General features: G+C 69.5%; 11 protein-coding genes and 2 pseudogenes. 4 read left to right on the plus strand and 9 right to left on the minus strand.

All coding sequences use genetic code 11. The features are described from left to right. Positions 1 to 17: 17 nt before the first annotated feature. From SGFS_RS10760 to SGFS_RS10775, 4 genes are all read left to right on the plus strand, one after another. Complete coding sequence (locus SGFS_RS10760) at positions 18 to 2,186, plus strand: acetate--CoA ligase family protein (RefSeq protein ID WP_286249579.1); 2,169 nt, start codon at positions 18 to 20, stop codon at positions 2,184 to 2,186. Further along, a complete protein-coding gene (locus SGFS_RS10765) occupies positions 2,183 to 3,556 on the plus strand; it encodes a 3-hydroxyacyl-CoA dehydrogenase (protein ID WP_286249580.1) in 1,374 nt (457 codons plus the stop codon). The genes SGFS_RS10760 and SGFS_RS10765 overlap by 4 nt, the downstream gene beginning before the upstream one ends. 585 nt (positions 3,557 to 4,141) lie before the next feature. After that, the gene (locus tag SGFS_RS10770) at positions 4,142 to 6,073 is read left to right on the plus strand and encodes an ATP-binding protein (RefSeq protein ID WP_286249581.1); all 1,932 of its coding nucleotides are present in this window, start codon (positions 4,142 to 4,144) and stop codon (positions 6,071 to 6,073) included. A 318-nt stretch (positions 6,074 to 6,391) separates the two neighbouring features. After that, complete coding sequence (locus tag SGFS_RS10775; protein ID WP_286249582.1) at positions 6,392 to 8,320, plus strand: pectinesterase family protein; 1,929 nt, start codon at positions 6,392 to 6,394, stop codon at positions 8,318 to 8,320. A gap of 287 nt (positions 8,321 to 8,607) precedes the next feature. On the opposite strand, the pseudogene SGFS_RS10780 reads toward SGFS_RS10775, so the two are convergent. The 9 genes and pseudogenes from SGFS_RS10780 to SGFS_RS10820 form a co-directional block, all read right to left on the minus strand. Continuing rightward, positions 8,608 to 9,593 (minus strand): annotated as a pseudogene (locus tag SGFS_RS10780) (sugar ABC transporter permease); the annotation flags it as partial. A gap of 172 nt (positions 9,594 to 9,765) precedes the next feature. After that, positions 9,766 to 9,900, minus strand: a complete 135-nt coding sequence (locus SGFS_RS10785; RefSeq protein WP_286249583.1) for a hypothetical protein — start codon at positions 9,898 to 9,900, stop codon at positions 9,766 to 9,768. Positions 9,901 to 10,376: 476 nt separating this feature from the next. Then, positions 10,377 to 12,635 (minus strand): LuxR C-terminal-related transcriptional regulator, encoded by a 2,259-nt coding sequence (locus tag SGFS_RS10790; RefSeq protein ID WP_286249584.1) that lies wholly within the window; start codon positions 12,633 to 12,635, stop codon positions 10,377 to 10,379. A gap of 329 nt (positions 12,636 to 12,964) precedes the next feature. Continuing rightward, positions 12,965 to 13,135 (minus strand): FAD-linked oxidase C-terminal domain-containing protein, encoded by a 171-nt coding sequence (locus SGFS_RS10795; protein ID WP_286249585.1) that lies wholly within the window; start codon positions 13,133 to 13,135, stop codon positions 12,965 to 12,967. A gap of 290 nt (positions 13,136 to 13,425) precedes the next feature. After that, a complete protein-coding gene (locus tag SGFS_RS10800; protein ID WP_286249586.1) occupies positions 13,426 to 14,079 on the minus strand; it encodes an FAD-binding oxidoreductase in 654 nt (217 codons plus the stop codon). Positions 14,080 to 14,221: 142 nt separating this feature from the next. Further along, entirely contained in the window at positions 14,222 to 15,106 is an 885-nt protein-coding gene (locus tag SGFS_RS10805; protein WP_286249587.1) for an IS3 family transposase, read from the minus strand. Next, positions 15,103 to 15,405: a transposase gene (locus tag SGFS_RS10810; RefSeq protein ID WP_286249588.1), complete on the minus strand. Its 303-nt coding sequence runs from the start codon at positions 15,403 to 15,405 to the stop codon at positions 15,103 to 15,105. The genes SGFS_RS10805 and SGFS_RS10810 overlap by 4 nt, the downstream gene beginning before the upstream one ends. Positions 15,406 to 15,549: 144 nt before the next feature. Next, positions 15,550 to 16,356 (minus strand): annotated as a pseudogene (locus tag SGFS_RS10815) (SDR family NAD(P)-dependent oxidoreductase). A gap of 169 nt (positions 16,357 to 16,525) precedes the next feature. After that, positions 16,526 to 17,677 (minus strand): NAD(P)/FAD-dependent oxidoreductase, encoded by a 1,152-nt coding sequence (locus SGFS_RS10820; RefSeq protein ID WP_286249589.1) that lies wholly within the window; start codon positions 17,675 to 17,677, stop codon positions 16,526 to 16,528. Positions 17,678 to 17,697: the final 20 nt, after the last annotated feature.

Consider the following 17,697-nt stretch of genomic DNA (forward strand, 5'->3'; position numbering starts at 1 on the left):
ATCAGGAGATGCCTTCCATGCAGCAAAAAATCTCGGCGCCGACGAACGTCGGCCCGATCGCAAGGCTGCTGAATCCCCGGTCCATCGCGATCCTCGGGATGTCAGCCAAGCAGGGATCCACCGGCCGTCACCTCCTGCGCGGTCTCGTGCAGGACGGATTCCCGGGCGACATCTATCTCGTCGGCCGTTCCGGCGGCGAAATCGACGGGCAGGGGGTGCTGACGAGTGTGGACGACCTGCCGCGGGGAGTGGACCTCGCCCTGATCACCGTGCCCGCCGACGGGGTCAGGGAAATGGTGGAGGCGTGCGTTTGCCGCGGTGTGGGCACCGGCATCGTCTACGCCTCCGGCTTCGCGGAGTTCGGCGATGCCGGCCGTGCCGAGCAGGCCGAGATCGCGCGGTTGGCCCGCGAGGGTGGCCTGTCTCTGGCCGGACCCAACGGCATTGGCAACACCAACTATGTCGATCGGCTGAGCACGATCTTCTTGCCGCAACCGCCCACGAAACAGCTCCCCGAGGGCACGACCGGTGCCCTCGCGGTGCTCGCGCAGAGCGGCGGGCTGATGGGCCTCATGACCCGAGGGCTGGAGGCCCGCGGTCTCCCGATCTCCTACCGGATCTCGACCGGCAACGAAGCAGGGCTCACCCTGGCCGACTACCTCGACCACCTAGCGGACGATCCGGCGACCGGCGGCTTCGTGGTCTACGCCGAGGACATCCGCGATCCGCAGGGCTTTCTGCGTGCGGTCCGGAAAGTCCGCTCCCGCGGCAAGTCGATCGTCCTGACACACGCCGGACGCAGCGAGCGAGGACAGCAGGCAGCCGCCTCCCACACCGGGGCGCTCGCTGCGGACTACGGCGTGATGAGGACCCTCGTCACCAGGGCCGGAGCCTGTGTCGCCGAATCCCTCGACGAACTGCTGGACATCGCCGAGATCCTTGCACGCTACCCACAGCCGCCGACGGCGGGCATCGGGGTCTCCACAACGTCGGGAGCCTTCTGCGCGCTCGCCCTGGACACCCTCGGCCCCCTCGGGGCCGACGTGCCGAACCTGTCCCCTCACACGGTTCAGGCTCTCTCCGAGCGGATGCCCGCCTACATGAAGCCAGCCAACCCGCTCGACCTCGGGACCACCGTGGGCCCCGATCCCGAGTTGTACCACGACACGCTCGCCACCCTGCTCGCCGACGACCGGGTCGGCTCGGTCCTCCTCGCCGCCCCCTTCATCGACCCGGCCTCGAACCAGATCATGCTGGAACAGGTCACCCGAGCGGCGTCCGGTCAGCCCAAGCCTGTCATCGCCGCGCTGTTCGGCGATGTCGCACCGCTGCCGGACGACTTCCGGAGCTATGCCATCGCGCACGGCATGGTCGTCTCGACCTCGCCCGAGCGGATGATGCGCGCGATGACGGCCGTCACCGAGTACGGCCGTTCCCTCGCCAGGGTCGTCGTCGACAGCGCGGAGTGTGAACTGCCGGATCCACTGAAGGAGTTGACGCCCGGTCCGCAGGCGGAGTGGCTGGGGAAGAAGTTCGTGACGGCGGCCGGGGTACCCGTTCCGGACGGCGGACTGGCGACGACACTGGAGCAAGCCGTAGCCATCGCGGCCAAGGTGGGCTACCCGGTCGCGGCGAAGGCACAGGCCGCCGGCCTCCAGCACAAGACGGAGGCCGGCGGCCTGGTCCTGGACATCAAGGACGAGGCGTGGTTGCGCGCCGCCTGGACCCAGTTGACCGAACGAGTCGCCACTGCCGCTGTGACGGACTTCGACGGCATCCTCATCGAGGCCATGGCTTCCAAGGGCGTCGAGTTGATGGTCGGGGCAAAGCGGCACCCGACGTGGGGACCGGTCGTGATGGTCGGGCTCGGCGGCGTGTGGGTGGAGGCCATCGGCGACGTACGGCTGATACCACCCGACCTGTCCGAGCCGGAGATCGTTCAGGAACTGCGCAGCTTGCGGTCGGCGAAGCTGCTCGGCGAGTTTCGAGGGTCTCCCGCAGCCGATCTGGCCGCCGTGGCGCGGATCGTGGCCCGGATCGGGCGGCTGATGATGGCGCGCGACGACATCGTCGAACTCGACATCAACCCACTGCTCGCGGCGCCCGACGGTGCCACCGCACTCGACGTGTTGATCGTGTGCGCACCGGAGAACGAGTCCATCCGCCAGGTGGTGAGCGAGGCATGAGCCAGAGCGGAACTTCAACCCCGATCGCAGACGACTCCGCCGACGAGAGAAAGGCCCTGGATTACGTGCAGCAGGCGTACCGCCTTGCCGGGGACATCCCGGGCCTGCCCGACGTGAGCGAGACATGGCGCCCGATGCGGGCCGCGGTGGTGGGCGCCGGGACCATGGGCGGCGGTATCGCCATGGCGCTGGCGAACGTGGGCATCCCGGTCGTGCTGATCGACCGCAGCACCGAGGACGTCCTAGGCGGCCTGGCGAAGATCAAGGCCACCTACGCGCACAGCGTGCGCAGCGGCCGCCTGAAGCAGTCCGCAGCGGACCGTCGGATGCGATCCATCACCACGGCGACCGACATCGCCGCCGTGGCACGGGCCGACATCGTCATCGAGGCCGTCTTCGAGGATCTACCGCTCAAACTCGACGTGTTCGGCGCCCTCGACCGGCACGCGAAGAAGGGGGCCATCCTGGGAACCAACACCTCGGCACTCGACATCGACGCCATCGCGGCCGCGACCAGTCGCCCCGAACAGGTCATCGGCACGCACTTCTTCAGCCCGGCGAACGTCATGCGCCTGCTCGAGGTCATCCCCGGCGCCAAGACGGCTCCTCTGGTCGAGGCCCGGGTGATGGCGCTCGGTCGCCTGCTGGGCAAGGTACCGGTCCGGGCCGGCAACCAGTACGGGTTCATCGGCAACGCCATGCTCCTGGACTATCTCCGCCAGGCGGACTTCCTGCTCGAGGAGGGATCCTTCCCGAGCGAGGTCGACCGCGTGCTGAAGAAGTTCGGGCTCGCCATGGGGCCGTACACCATGAGCGACATGTCGGGGCTCGGCGTACTCGCGGAGGTGAAGCGCAAGGAGATCCTGACGCGGACCGACGACCGCCGCCACGCCGACATCGCCCTGCTGCCGGTCGACCTGGGCCGGCTCGGCCAGAAGACCGGAGCCGGGTGGTACCGCTACGCCGAGGGCGACCGGACACCGCAACGCGACCCGGAGATGGACCGCCACATCGTCGAGTACTCCGCGCGCACCGGGGTCCAGCGCCGGGCGATCAGCGACGAGGAGATCCTCAAGCGCTGCCTGTACGCCCTGGTGAACCGGGCGGCGTATCTGCTGGAGCAGGGTGTCGCCGCCCGCCCCAGCGACATCGACCTCGTCTACGTCACCGGCTACGGCTTCCCCGCCCACAAGGGCGGCCTGCTGTACTGGGCCGACTCGATCGGCCTGGCCGACGTGCTGGCCGATGTCGAGCGCTTCCACGGACAGCACGGCGTGTGGTGGGAGCCGGCACCTCTGCTGGTGCGGCTCGGCCGCGCCGGAGCGACGTTCGCCAACCTGGATGCCGCTGCCGGCGGAGGGCAGTCATGACCGTCTAGCGACCCGCGATCGACCTCGACGTCATAAGCGCGATCGACATGCACACCCACGTCCACGCCTCCGTCAAGGCACCCGCGCCGGAGCCGGACGAGGACCGCGCCGCGATGGCGAAGTACCGGAGTACGGCGACAGGGCTGGGCCCCAACCGCCCGCAAGCGAAGCGTGCTGCCACCGCAGACAGGCGTCCTTGATGTTCCAGGACGATGTGCGAGCAGTTGGAAGCAAAAAGGAACGTGACCATCCAGATATCGGATGTGGGGAATCTGCCCGCGACCCTGACCACGTTTGTGGGCAGGCGCCGGGACCTCGCCGAAGTGCGCCGCCGTCTGGGGACGGCGCGGCTGTTGACGCTCACCGGTATGGGCGGGGTGGGCAAGACGCGGCTGGCGCTGGAGGTGGCGGCCGCGTCGGCGGCGGACTTCGCGGACGGGGTGTGGCTGGTGGATCTGGCGCCGGTACGGGACCCGTCGCTGGTGGCGAACGCCACGGCAACCGCGCTGGGGGTGCCGGACCTGGGCACCAGGCCGGTCATCGACCAGCTCGTCGGCCATCTCCGCCACCGCGGTCCGCTGATGGTTGGACAACTGCGAGCACCTCGTCGACGCGTGCGCCGAGCTGGCACATGCGCTGCTGTCGGCCTCCCCCGGGCTGCGCATTCTGACGACGAGCCGCCGGGCGGTGGGAATCTACGGCGAACATGTCTTCGCCGTACCTCCGCTGGCGCCGGATGACGCGGTGGAACTGCTGCGGGACCGGGCCACCGCCGTGCGCCCGGAGTTCCAGGTCACCGACGGCAACCGCGCGCAGGTCCTCCGGTTGCGCGAGGGCCTGGACACGCTGCCGCTGGCCATCGAACTGGCCGCGTCCCGGCTGCGGTCCCTGACCGTCGACGAGGCGGTGAACCGCCTGGAGGACCGCTTCGGGCTGCTCGCGAGCGGCAGCCGGGTCGCCCGGCCGTATCAGCGGACGCTGCGCGCGCTGATCGACTGGAGCCACGAATTGTGCACCCCCGCGGAGCGGCTGCTGTGGAGCCGGCTGTCGGTCTTCGCCGGCGACTTCGGCCTGGAGGCGGCCGAGGCCGTCTGTGCGGGCGTCGGCATCGGCCGGGACGAGGTGCTCGATCTGCTCGACCAACTGGTCGTCCAGTCCCTCGTCCTGCCCTGCGAGCGCGAGGCCCTGCCGCGCTACCGACTGCTGGAGACCATCCGCCAGTACGGGCGTGAGCGGCTCGCCGAGTCCGGCCAGGAGCAGCGGATGCTGCGGCGGCACCACGATTTCTACCTGGGCATCGCCGAGCGTATCGCCGACGGCTGGTTCGGCCCCGGCCAGCAGGAGGGCCTGGCCCGGTTGCGTGCCGAGTACGCCAATCTGCGTGCGGCGCTGGTCCGGGGCGGCGACCCGCAGGCCACTCTGGCGCTGGCCGCCGCATTGCGTTTCCACTGGTGCGAGGGCGGCTTCCTCGGTGAGGGACGCCGCTGGCTCGACCACGCACTCGCCGCCGCACCCGAACCCGGCCCGGACCGGGCCAGGGCGCTGTGGGTCGCCGCCTGGGTGGCGGTGCTGCAGCGCGATCACGCTGCGGCGTACCAGTGGCTGGACGAGGCCGCGGAACTAAGCGAGCGGCTGGATGATCGGGTGGTGTGCGCGCACGTCCAGAGCCTGCGTGGCACGTTGGCGTTGTTCAGCGGCCGGCTGGAGGAGGCCGTGTCCTTGTTGGAGGAGGCAGTGGCCGCCCATATGGGGACAGGCGAGGAGATCGGGGCGGTCTACGCACTGATTCAGATGGCAACCGCCCAGTCCCACCTCGGAGATCCGCGCACCACAGAGACCTGCAGGCAGGCGGTCACCCTGGCCGAGGCGCATGACGACCGGTTGGTCCGCGCGCATGCGCAGTGGACGCTCGGCTACGACGCCTGGAGGCGCGGCGACCTGGCGGAGGCCGCAGTCCTGATCCGGACCGCGCTGGAGAACGAGCAGGGCTTCAACGACTACGTCAGGGTCGCACTGATGCTGGAGCAGCTCGCCTGGGTCACCGCCGTGGACGGTAACCACCAGCAGGCGGGACGGCTGCTGGGTGCCGCGCGTGCCCTGTGGCGGGACATCGACACCCCTGTCTGCGCCTTCGGCCCGCACATGGCCGAACAACACGCCCAGTGCGAGGAAGACATCGTAGGGGCCCTGGGCCTGGCAGCGTACGAGCATGCCCTCGCGGAGGGCGGGCGCCACCGCGGCCCCGACGAGGCCATCGCCTACGCCCTGCGCACCGAATCCGAACCCACCGCCACGGCCCCCGCCCCGAGCCTGCTGACACCCCGGGAGCGGGAAGTGGCCGCGCTGGTCGCCAAGGGCATGAGCAACCAGCAGATCGCCTCCGCGCTCCGACGTTCACCACGCACGATCGGCGGCCACGTCGAGAACATCCTGGCCAAGCTCGGCTTCAGTTCCCGTGCCCGGATCGCGTCCTGGTGGACAGCGAACCAGGCACCCACCCGTAGGACAACCCCGTAGAAATACCCGGGCCCGGGGCGGGGCCCGGGCCCGGGAGAAGTACCCATGGCGTCGGAGCAGAGCCCTCGACGAGCCTTTCGGCATGACGCACAGCAAGGCGCGCCCTCCTGCGCCGCAGGCCTTGGACCCGCACTCAGCCCGACCGATGTGCGTCACCGCTTCCATGCCCCGTCGCACGCGGCACCCGGAAGAGACAGCCGGCCGGCCCCGCCAGCAGTGCGTGAGCGGCCCGCGCCGGCATGACGGTCAACGCCAAGATCGGCAACCGACGCACGCTGCGATCCAGCCGATGGGTCGCTCATGACAAAAGGAGCTCACGTGACAACCGAGATGCGGGATGGACTTCCCCGGAGATCATTTATCGCCGCCATGGTGGCCGCCGGCGTGGTGGCCGGCGGCCTGGTGGTTGTCGGCGCCCCCAGCGCCAGCGCCGCGACCGACGCGACCATCACCTGGCGCAACACCAGTGAGCCCGCCGACGCCCGGAACGGCTACGCCGCCCTGATCAACGCCATCAAAGCGGCAATCAGGGCCGGCAGGGTCCGCTCGGAAGACAGCGCCCCACTCGTCGACGTCACCGACAGCGCCGGCACCACCTACATCACCATCGACCTGCACGCCGAGGACAGGCCCGAGTTCATCCGGGTGATCATGCGCCGGGAGAACTCCTACGTCATGGGCTGGTTCCAGGGCACCGAGAACGGCGTCGGCAACGTGGTGCTCGGCGACTTCTTCCCGCTGGAGGCCGGCCTGCAGAACGGCCAGGGGGGGATACCACAAGGCAGGCCGGCCGGCACCCTCAGCGCGAGCGACCCGGGCAGCAGGACGAACACCCGGTTCGACACGCTCGCCGGATACGACGCGCTGAGCGGACAGGGAGCCCGCCGCGACGGCATGCAGATCAGTCCCGCCAGCCTCAACAACGCCGTGCTGCAACTCCAGACCGGTGATTCGGTGCCGGTGGCGAACGCGGCGCCGGCGATCCTTCAGGTGATCGTGGCATTGGCCGAAGGCAATCGGTACCGGGATCAAGCGACTGCGACCGCGACGGCGTTCGGACAGGGGGTGCCCTTCACTCTCACCGCACAACACATCGCGCAGCACAACAGCTGGTCCGTCCTGAGCACGGCGTTCCTTGGCGCGGTTGTCGCGGGTGCCATCCTCCTCTCGGCTCCCATCGAGGTCGGCGCCGTCGTCTTCGCGACCACGTATGCCGTCGCGCAAGTACTCATGACGGCCAAGCACTCGAACCTGAACACCAAGGGCAGGCACCTCACGGTCGTGACCGACAACGTGCTGCATGTCCAGCCCAACGAATTCGGCGACTACCCGACCGTGCAGGCCGCGATCGACGCCGCCCCCACGGACGGGGTCCAGCGCACCATCTACCTCGCCAAGGGCACTTACAATGAGGTGATCACCGTCCCGACGGGCACGCGAGACCTGTTCATCAAGGGTGCCACCGGCAACGCCGCCGACGTCGTCATCACCGGCGACCGGGCGCACGGGATGATCAACCCCGCGACCGGCGCACCGTACGGCACCGAGGGCAGCGCCGTGGCCACGTTCAAGGCGCCCGGCATCACTGTCGCCAACCTCACGATCCAGAACACGTTCGACCCCAAAGCCCACCCGGAGATCAGCCCCTACGACACCCAGGCCGTCGCGGTGGCGGCAAAGGGCGACCGGCAGACCTTCACCCAGTGCCGGATCATCGGCCGCCAAGACACGATCCTGGTCAAGGCGCCGGTGGCCACCGGCCAGTACCGGCAGTACTTCGTCGGCTGCTACATCGAGGGCGCGATCGACTTCATCTTCGGCAACGCCACCGCGGTGATCGACCGGTGCAACATCGCCCTGCGCAACTGGGTCGGCGGCACGGTGCTGGCGCCGAACACGGACCAGAGCAAGACGTACGGCATCCTGATCACCGGCAGCACGATCTACACCAACGGCGTGCCGGCGAACACGATGTACCTCGGCCGGCCCTGGCACAACGGGTCGACCGTCTCGCCCCAGGCGGTGATCCGCAACACCGTGGTGAACTCGGGCATCACCGCAGCGCACCCTTGGACCGACATGACCACCGACTACTCCTGGACGCAGGCCCGGTTCAAGGAGTACAAGAACACCGGCGCCGGTGCCGGTGTCGGGGCGAACGCCCCCCAGATGTCCGACTCCGAGGCCGCCAATTACACCGGCCAGAAGTACCTGGCCGGCACCGACGGATGGAACCCGATCTGGTGACCGCAGCCGAGGTGACAGGCGGACTGCCCACCGGCGACGACCCAGCCCTGGCGGCGGGGTGAGCCATGGCGGGGCCGGGACAGCACGACTGTCCCGGCCCCGCCGCTGCGTAATCCGCAAGCGTCATGGACCAGATTCTTGCGCGGCGGCTGCCAAACCTCCTCGACATACTCGGCGGACCCGACGGTTCGTTCGTGCGCTGCTGCACCGAGGCAGGAGGAAGACCATCTCCGGCCACGGATCGCCGCGCACGGCCCCGAGGAGCACGCCACGGTGGCGCGGGCCGTTCAGGCCCGGCCGTGCGCCTGCTGGGAGCGCCGCGCGAGGGAGTCGATGGCCACGGCGGCGAGCAGCACACCACCCGTGATCACGAACTGGACGGCCACCGGGGTGTCCGTGAGGGCCATGCCGGAGGCGATCGACTGGATGACCAGCATGCCGAGCAGCGCGGACCGGGTATTGCCGCGCCCGCCGAACAGGCTGGTGCCGCCGATCAGGGCAGCGGGGATGGCGTTGAGCAGCAGGGTGCCGGAGCCCGGGCTCGCGGTTACCAGGTTGGTCCGCGAGGCCAGGAACAGTCCCCCGATCGCGGCCATCGTGGCCGACACCACCAGGACCGACAGCCGGATCCGCCGCACCCCGACGCCGGCCTGGCGGGCCGCCTCGACCCCGCCGCCGATGGCGTAGATCTTCCGCCCGTACGGCGTGCGGCGCAGCACGTAGTCCAGGCCGGCGACGACGAGGAGGATCAGAAGGGCGAGCGGCAGGCCCAGGAACCGCTTGAGCACCCAGGCGGCCACGAAATTGATCAGCGCGAGGACGCCCGTGCGTACCCAGATCTCGCGGATCGGCCGGCACGGCATCCCGGCGGCCCTGCGGCGGCGGTTGTCGTGGTGGGCGGTGAGGAAGTAGGTGGCCGTGCCGAGCGCCGCCAGGCCGTACGCGACGGCTGGATCGGTAAGTAGTAGTTGGTCAGCTGACCGACCAGGCCCGATTCGTCGAGGTTGACAGAGCTGCTCGACCCGAGGACGTAGAGCATCAGGCCGTACCAGCTCAGCAGTCCCGCGAGGGTGACGACGAACGCGGGCACCCCGAGTCTGGTGTAGAAGAACCCCTGGACGGTCCCGATCGCCGCGCCGGTGAGCACCGCGGCGATGACGGCGAGCCATTCCGGCACGCCGCGGTTCACGCTCAGTACGGCGAACACGACCGCCGCGAGGCCGCTGACCGAGCCGACCGACAGGTCGATCTCGCCGATCAGCAGCACGAAGACCGCAGCGGGGTTGGGAGCGGGCCGTGGTGTCCGGCTCGGATCGGGGACGCGGTGGCGCCCGCCCCTCCGCGAGTGCCTTCCCGTACGCTGCAGGACTCGTACGTCTCTCGCTCTGGTCGCGCTGGTCGACCGTGTACGGGCCGCCCACGTAGACGGAGGCATCAATGTCCCGTCACTGGGCACGCGTGGTACCAAGCAACCGCCCCGCCTGCTCGTGGTCACCGCCCGCGGCCGTTACCCAGGCGAGCTGCTCCGGCATCAGTGCGACCCTGAGGTAGTCGTTGAAGCCCTGCTCGTTCTCGAGCACGGTGGCGGGATCAGGAGCGCGGCCCGCCAGGTCGCCGCGCCTCCAGGCGTCGTAGCCCGAGCATCCACTGCGTATGCGCGTGGACCAACCGCTCGTCGTGGGCCTCGACGGGCGACCGCGTGATCGGGCTGAGGCGCGGCCACCGCGGGCCATCCTTTTCCAGGGCATGATCGCGGCACGCTTTAGTGCCGCGCACCTCGATGTTGCGGCAGTACCCGGACTACCGGCTCCGGTTCACCAAGCGAGTTCCCCGCCGTTGCCGGCTGCCGTGGCCTACCGGCGACCGGCACCCTCAGGGCGGGTGGCCTCCAGGTGCCGTGTGCAAACGATGATCGGCAGTCTTGGACGTCACCAGGGAATTCACGGCAGGCCACGCCGACCGCGGTCTCGATCTGTCGCATGGCAGAAGGACCCGCACGTGGCCCGGACCGCAGCTACACGCACTTCTATGGGATACCGCTACTGGCACCGGGGCCTCAGGTCACCGTCTGATGCACCACCCACCAGGCCGCGATCTGCGCGCGACTGCCGAAGCTGAGTTTGTCCAGGATGCTCTGGATGTGGCCGTCGACCGTGCGCGGTGACCGTCCGAGTACGGTAGCGATCTGCTTGTTGCTCATGCCCTGGGCCACCAACGCGGCGACTTCCCGCTCCCGGGGGGTCAGCGGGCTCGAGGCGGCGGCCGGGGCAGCCGGTTCGCTGCCGGTGTCCAGGGCGAGCGCGATGGCCTGAGCGGGACCGTCAGCCGTATTCCCGGCCGCGAACGCCTTCTCGTACGCGGCCTGGCCCAGGGCCCTTACGATCTCCTGCTCGCAGCGTGCGTGATGCTCGGCCAACTGCGGGTTCGCGGAGACGGGAGTGCCGACGTCCCGCCACAAGGCACCAGCCGCGCCCAGCTGCCGTGCCGCGCGTTCGTAGTCGCCGCAGGAGGCGGTCATGCAGGCATACATTTCCAGCATCATCACGACCCCGACGTAGTCGACGAAGCCCCGCTCGATCTCGAACGCGTCACGGGTCAGTTCCATCGCCGACTCCAGCTCACCGCGCCAGTAGGCGACAAGCGCCAGGGCCCACAGAGCGATCGCGTAGCCCCACCGGTCACCCTGCGCCTCGGCGACGGCGAGCGCCTGACGGCCGGACTCGGCCGCACGCGGATCCCTCAGGAGGGTCCGGACATTGGTCAGCTGGACCAGCGTGAGCACGGCTTCGGATCCCCTGCCCAGCGCCGCGAAGGCGGCGACCCCCTCCTCGAACAGAGGCAGGGCCTCCTTCATCCGCGCCTCGAACAGCGCGATCGTGCCGCGCAGGGTCCGGACATGAGCGCGCACCGCCGGGTCGCCCAGCCGGCCGCCGAGCTCGTCGGCCTCGTCGAGCCACCGGGCCGCCGGCGCATAGCCGCCTTGGAGCGTCGCCACCCAGGCGGCCGCCAGGAGCCCGCCCGCACGGACCGAGGTGGGTTCGGGCGCATCCGCCAGCGCCCGGTCAAGCCTGCGGTACCCCTCGCCCAGGAAGCCGCCGACACACCAGTGGTAGCGCAGTGCGGCGGCCATCGCCAGCGTGGCCTGCGGGTCACCGGGGCAGTCCAGGGCGGCCAGCAGATCGGCGTGATCGGCGCGCAGCCGGGCCAGGGCCTGCTCCTGGCCCGGGCCGTACCAGCGGTCGGCGACGCGCTGGGCGAGAGCGAGGTGGAAGTCGCGGTGCCGCAGCCGCAGGAGGTCCTTCTCGCCGGACTCGGCGAGCCGTTCCCGGCCGTACTCGCGGATGGTCTCCAGCAGACGGTAGCGGGGCAGGCCCTCGGCCTCGGCCGTCAACACGACGGACTGGCTGATCAACCGATCCAGGAGGTCCAGCACCTCCTTCGCCTCGACGCCCTCACCGGAACAGACGCCCTCGGCCGCCTCCAGGGCAAAACCCCCCGCGAAGACAGACAGCCGGTTCCACAGCAGCCGCTCGGCCGGCGAGCACAGCTCATAGCTCCACTCGATCGCCGCGCGCAGTGTCCGCTGCCGCAGCAGCGCGGTCCGGCTGCCACCGGTGAGCAGCGCGAACCGGTCCTCCAGCCGTTCCAGCACCTGTTCGACGCTCAGGGTGCGCAGCCGGGACGCGGCCAGCTCGATCGCCAGCGGCATCCCATCCAGATCGGCACACAGCCGGGAGACCGCGTCACTCGTCTCGTCGGTGATCCGGAACTCCGGACGGACCGCGGTCGTCCGGTCCCGCAGCAGCTCGACCGCATCCTTGGGCGGCAGAGGCGGAACGGTGTAGACATGCTCGCCGACGATGCCCAGAGTCTGCCGGCTCGTCGCCAGAACACACACTTCGGCGGCGGCCGACAGCAGCCCGTTGGCCAGCTCACCGCAGGCATCGACCAGATGTTCGCAGTTGTCCAGCACGACCAGCGCCCGGCGCCCGGCCAGACGCACCGCAAGCTGCTCCAGTGCAGGCCGGGAGCCCAGGTCCGGCACACCGAGCGCCGTCGCCGCCGTGCTCACCACCGCCGACGGCTCCCGCACGGCAGCCAGATCAACGAGCCACACCCCGTCCGGGAACGCCTCCGCCGACGCCACGGCCGCCTCCAGCGCCAGCCGCGTCTTGCCGATCCCACCCACCCCGGTGAGCGTCACCAGCCGCGCCCTCCCGAGAAGCCGGCAGACCTCGGTGACCTCACGCCGCCGGCCCACGAACGTCGTGAACGCCGCGGGCAGGTTCCCCACCCGGGAAACAACGACGGTCACGTCCCTCGCCTCCCTCCGCTGAGCCGCGCGTCAGAACGCCCACTCGACTTGCCGGCCGGCGCCCACCCCGCGGGCCGCCTGTACAGAGGCGCACGAGTTATCACGGCTGAGCAGCAGCCGGCGCACGCACACCCTCGACGACCACGGCGGCGCGCGCCGATGGGCACCGCTGCCCTCGGGCACCCGTCGCCCGTCACCGGGCAAGGCAGGGACAATCCTGCCGGCAGAGGTTACCGTTTCATATGATCAATACCATAACGTGACATATCCGGTTCGGCGTTTGAGCTGCGGTCCTCGTCCACCCTCGCCCAGCCATGAGTCAGCTCCGCTCACGTGGAGACGCGCAGAGTGGCTTCACCGCCCCGTACGCAGCTGAGGGGCCAGATGCGCTGCTTGCCCGGCGAGAGAATGCCGGACGGGTCCAGCGCGTCCTTGATCCTTTCCACCATGGCCATGTGGGAGTGGTCGTCGAAGTCGAACCGCTCCGCCACGAGGTTCATGAACGCGGGGTGGGCGCGCTACTCGCCGTACCCCGGCCGGGCCGCTTCGACCACCATGTCCCGGTAGAGCTGGTTGACCGCCATCACCTGCGGCTCGTTCGCGACGTCGTAGAGGAGCAGGGAGACGTGAATGGCGTGGCGCTGGTTTAGGGGGGATCGTGGAGGCGAAGGAGAGTTGACCGCCGGTGTCGGTGCCGTACCACTTGAGTACGTCCAGGATCGTCTCGTCGGGTACGCCCGCCATCACATGTGCCTTCTGGTCGGTCGGGGCGGGGCGGGGCTGCCGGGCTTCACCTCCTCAGGGTTGATGGAGTTGCCGACGATCTCGGCGTCGGGGATGGATGCGATCGCCGTGCGGATGCGCTCGAAGTCACGCTCGACGACCTCCCGGTCGCCGTACAGAGCGAAACGGATATTCCACGTATCACGGAGAGCGGACAGTACAGCATCGGCCAGTTGCTGACCGTGCGGTCGACCATGAACGGTCGGAACGCCTCGACCAGGGCTTCCAGGTCAATGTCCCGGCGCACCTTGATCTCGCAGTCCTTGAAGGCGTCGGGCTGCGGCATCAGCCAGTAGCCCATCTTCGTGACAATGCCCATGTTGGACTGCATGAAAAGGCTGTCCGTGCTCGGGCCGAAGCCGCGTTCGGACAGGTGCCAGGTCTTGCTGCCCGTCATCGCGCCCGTACCGGTCCGCACCACCGAACCGTCCGCGAGGACGACCTCCATGCCGCACTGGGCCGCCAGGTGATCGGAGTACAGGGTGAAGCCGTTGCCGTGCTCAAGGGTGTTGCCGATGACGCTGCCCCAGCTCAGGTCAGGGATGTCCACCCAGAGCTTCTTGCCCGATGCCTGTACGGCCTCGTAGAGGTCCTTGAAGGACACGCCTGGTTCCACGACCGCGTAGGCGAGGTCCTCGTCGATCTCCAGCACCCGGTTCATCCGGTGAGTACGTGCTCCGGGCCCAGCGCATCGCGCCAGCGGGCCGGAGCCGTCCACAGGTCCCCGGACGCAGTGTTGAGTTTCCCCCGCTGTGCGGGAGTGGCTGACTAGCTGGTCAGGGCGGGTTGACGTGGTTTCAGGTTCACTGGTTCGGCCGCTGCCTGTCGGCGTAGTGCTTCTCTTCGAACTCGATGGGGCTGAGATAGCCGAGCCGTTTTTGGATGCGGCGGGGGTTATAGAAGCCGTCGATGTACTCGAAGAGCGCGAGATTCGCCTCGGCTCTGGTGTCGAAGGTCCGTCCGCGGATGCACTCGGTCTTGATCAGCATCCACAGGTTCTCCGCCAGGGCATTGTCGAAGGAGTCGCCGACCGAGCCCATGGACGCCTGAACTCCTGCTCTGACCAGGCGTGTTGTGAGCTTGATGGATGTGTATTGCGTGCCGTGGTCGGCATGGTGGACGAGTTCGCCGGGGGCGACCTCGCGGCTGGCCAGCGCGTACTCGAGCGAAGTGAGGACCAGGTCGGCGTCCGCGCGGGCGGAGGTCTCCCAGGCCACGACTCTGCGGGAGAAGGCGTCGCGGATCGCCGACAGCCACAGCGGTCCCTCCAGGGTGGGGATCATGGTCAGGTCGGTGACCCACAGCCGGTTCGGCGCGGGTGCCGTGAAGTCGCGTTGCACCAGGTCAGGGGCGAGGTCGGCGTCTGGGTCGCGGCGGGTGAAGCCTTTGCTCCGGCGGGGGCTGATCCCGGCCAGGCCGGCCTGGCGCATGAGCCGCTCGACCCGCTTGCGGCCGACGTGGACGCCCTCGCGCTTCAGGACGGCATGGACCCTGGGCGATCCGTAGATCCCGCCGGAGTCCTGGTGGATCTGCCGGATCTGCCCGGTCAGCTCGGTGTCCTGGCGGCGACGTTCACAGGGTTCGGTCTCGGACCGGCGCCAGCGGTAGTAGGTGGAGGAGGGGATGTGCAGTTCCCGCAGTACGGGCTCGACCCCCAGGTGCGGGTGTTCGTCAAGGAGCGCTCTCACCTGGACCGGGTCGGATCGAGCTGCGCGGCGAAAAAAGCCGAGGCCGTCCGCAGGACCTCGTTCGCCCGGCGCAGGTCGCGCACCTCGCGCCGCAGCTGGGCGAGCTCGTTCTTCTCCTCGGTGGTGAGCAGGTCGTCCCGCTCGTCGGCCTCGGCCTGCCAGATCCAGTTCCGCAGGGCTTCGTGATGCACGCCGAGTTCCTCGGCCATGCGGCGGATCACGGGTTTCGGCTCGGCTGTCCGGTACATCCGCACCGCACGCTCACGCAACTCCAGCGGGTACTTCCTCGGGGCAGGCATCGTCTGGGCTCCTCTCATGAGACCCATCTGACCTGCTGTCACCTTTCCCCGCATCTCGGGGGAACCTCATGTGCGCGGCGGTTGCCTGCTTGTTGTCGGTCTGCTCCATGTCTGTGCTCCCGGGACTCTGTCGCTGGTACGGGGTCACCGGGCGGCCGCGGTGGTGTAGGCCTGCGTGATGTGCTCGTGCCGCGCCGAGGTCGGCGGGAACTCCTCAGGGTGCGTGATGATGTAGAGGTCGTTGCGTCGGACCCCGTCGAGGATGATCCGGGCGGCTTCGTCCGCCTCCAACCGGTTGCCCGGTGGCAGGTGGTCGTCGTTGCTCCCGCGCGGCGCGCCGCCCTGTGGCCCGGGCCGCTTCAGCGCGTTCTCACCGATGTTCGACTTCACCTGTGCCGGTGTCAGCACGGACAGACCCACCGAACCGCCCTCTGCTGCCAGTTCGGCCCGGATGGCCTCGGTCAGGGCGACGACGGCGTACTTGGATGCCGAACAGGCGCTCGTACCAGGCCCGGCCACGAGTCCGGCCATCGAGGCGGTGTTCACCATGTGGGCACCGGCGGGGTTGGCCTTCAGCAAGGGGAGGAACGCCTACATGCCGTTCACGACACCGTGGACGTTGATGTCGAGGACCTAGCGGAAGTCGTCGTGCGTCAGCTCGTCGAACGGCGCGAGCGGTCCGACCCCCGCGTTGTCCGCCACGAAGTCAACACGTCCGAACTCGCCGACGGTCCAGTCGGCCAACTGCTGTACGGCGGCGGCGCGGACGTCGACGACGTAGGACGTCGCGCCGATGTCCTTGGCGGTCGTCGCGAGGAGGTCCGCGTCGTTGTCCGCGATGACGGCCGTGGCTCCTTCGGCCACGAGTCGTGCTGCCAGTGCCTTGCCGATTCCGGACGCTCCGCCCGTCACGACGGCAACGCGCCCGCTGAAATCACTGAATCCAGCCATATGGAAACACCTCGGGTGTGAGTTCTACTCGTGGGAGCCGCCTCAGGGGCCGGTGGAGGCCGGTCGGCTCATGAACTCCACGCGTGGGCTGCTTCAGCTGTGGGGTGGTCTCGTCCGTATAGCCCACGCGAAGCCGACGGTTGTCGACGGCGGTTGGGTGGGGGCCAGGTCAGGTGGCCCGAAGCAGACGTTTGAGCTTGGCAGGCGGTGTGGGGTGGTTGACGGCCATGACCGTGTGGCGCACCTCGGCGTCGGGCCAGGCCAGAACGGCATGACCGGTCGTGAGGTCTCCGTCGAGCACGGCGGGTTTCCCGGTCGGTGCCTCGGCACCGACCATCTTCAGGTCCCAGCCGAACTGCTCGGTCCAGCCGTAGCGGGAGGGCCGGTACCTCGGCGCGTCGTCGGCGTGGAGGAGCGCGAGGGCGGCGACCCGGGCCTGTTCCACGGCGTTCGTCCAGGTCGGGATGCGCGTCCCGGCCGGACCCGAGTCCAGGTGAAGGCAGGCGGCGACATCGCCGGCCGCCACGATGCCGGGGGCCGCCCGGCAGCGCTCGTCGACGTGGACGCCGCGTCCGAGCCGTAGTCCGGAGTCGGCCAGCCACTCGACGTTCGGCACGTCTCCCGCGGCCGTCACCACCAGGTCTGCCTCGAACCGCCGACCGTCGGCCGTCGCCACAGCGCACGGGTGTGGGCTGCCGAGCAGGGTCACCTTGTCGGCCACGATCATCCGGCAGCCGACGCGCTCAGCCGATTCCCGGACCAGCGCGCCGACGTACGGGCCGATCAGTGCGTCCAGCGGCGGCACGATGTCGACGACGGTGACCCGCTTGCCGAGCTCGCAGCACGTCGACGCGATCTCCATGCCGAGGAAGCCACCGCCGACGACGAGGACGGACGAGACGTGGGACAGCCGGTCACGCAGGTCGAGACCGTCGCTCCGAGAGCGCAGGACGAGCTCCCGCGACACCGGATTTCCGAGCACTCCCAGGCGGCGGGCACGGGCACCCGAGGCGATGACCAGACCGTCGTAGGACACGTCGCCCCGGGTCGTGCGCACCACCCGGGCCCGCATGTCGAGCCCGGTGGCACGTACCCCGAGACGCAGTTCGACGCCTGAAGGCAGCGGCCCGATCTCGATGTCCTCCGGTGGCTGACGGCCCGCCAGGACGCCCTTCGACAGCGGCACCCGCGTGTAGGGCGGTACCGGCTCCTCGCTGAGCACCGTGATGTGCCCCTCGAACCCTTCGCCGCGCAGCGTGTTGACCGCTGTGACGGCGGCGATCGAGCCGCCCACGACGACCACGTCGCGGGGCGCGGTCACCGCCCACGTCCTCTCAGCGC

Source organism: Streptomyces graminofaciens (assembly GCF_030294945.1).
GTDB lineage: Bacteria > Actinomycetota > Actinomycetes > Streptomycetales > Streptomycetaceae > Streptomyces > Streptomyces graminofaciens.

Excerpts from the sequence above, each read along its gene's own strand:
- SGFS_RS10800 (WP_286249586.1), bottom strand. The coding sequence starts at position 14,079 with ATGAACCGGGTGCTGGAGATCGACGAGGACCTCGCCTACGCGGTCGTG.
- SGFS_RS10765 (WP_286249580.1), top strand. The coding sequence starts at position 2,183 with ATGAGCCAGAGCGGAACTTCAACCCCGATCGCAGACGACTCCGCCGAC.
- SGFS_RS10795 (WP_286249585.1), bottom strand. The coding sequence starts at position 13,135 with ATGAACCTCGTGGCGGAGCGGTTCGACTTCGACGACCACTCCCACATG.
- SGFS_RS10810 (WP_286249588.1), bottom strand. The coding sequence starts at position 15,405 with ATGCCTGCCCCGAGGAAGTACCCGCTGGAGTTGCGTGAGCGTGCGGTG.
- SGFS_RS10760 (WP_286249579.1), top strand. The coding sequence starts at position 18 with ATGCAGCAAAAAATCTCGGCGCCGACGAACGTCGGCCCGATCGCAAGG.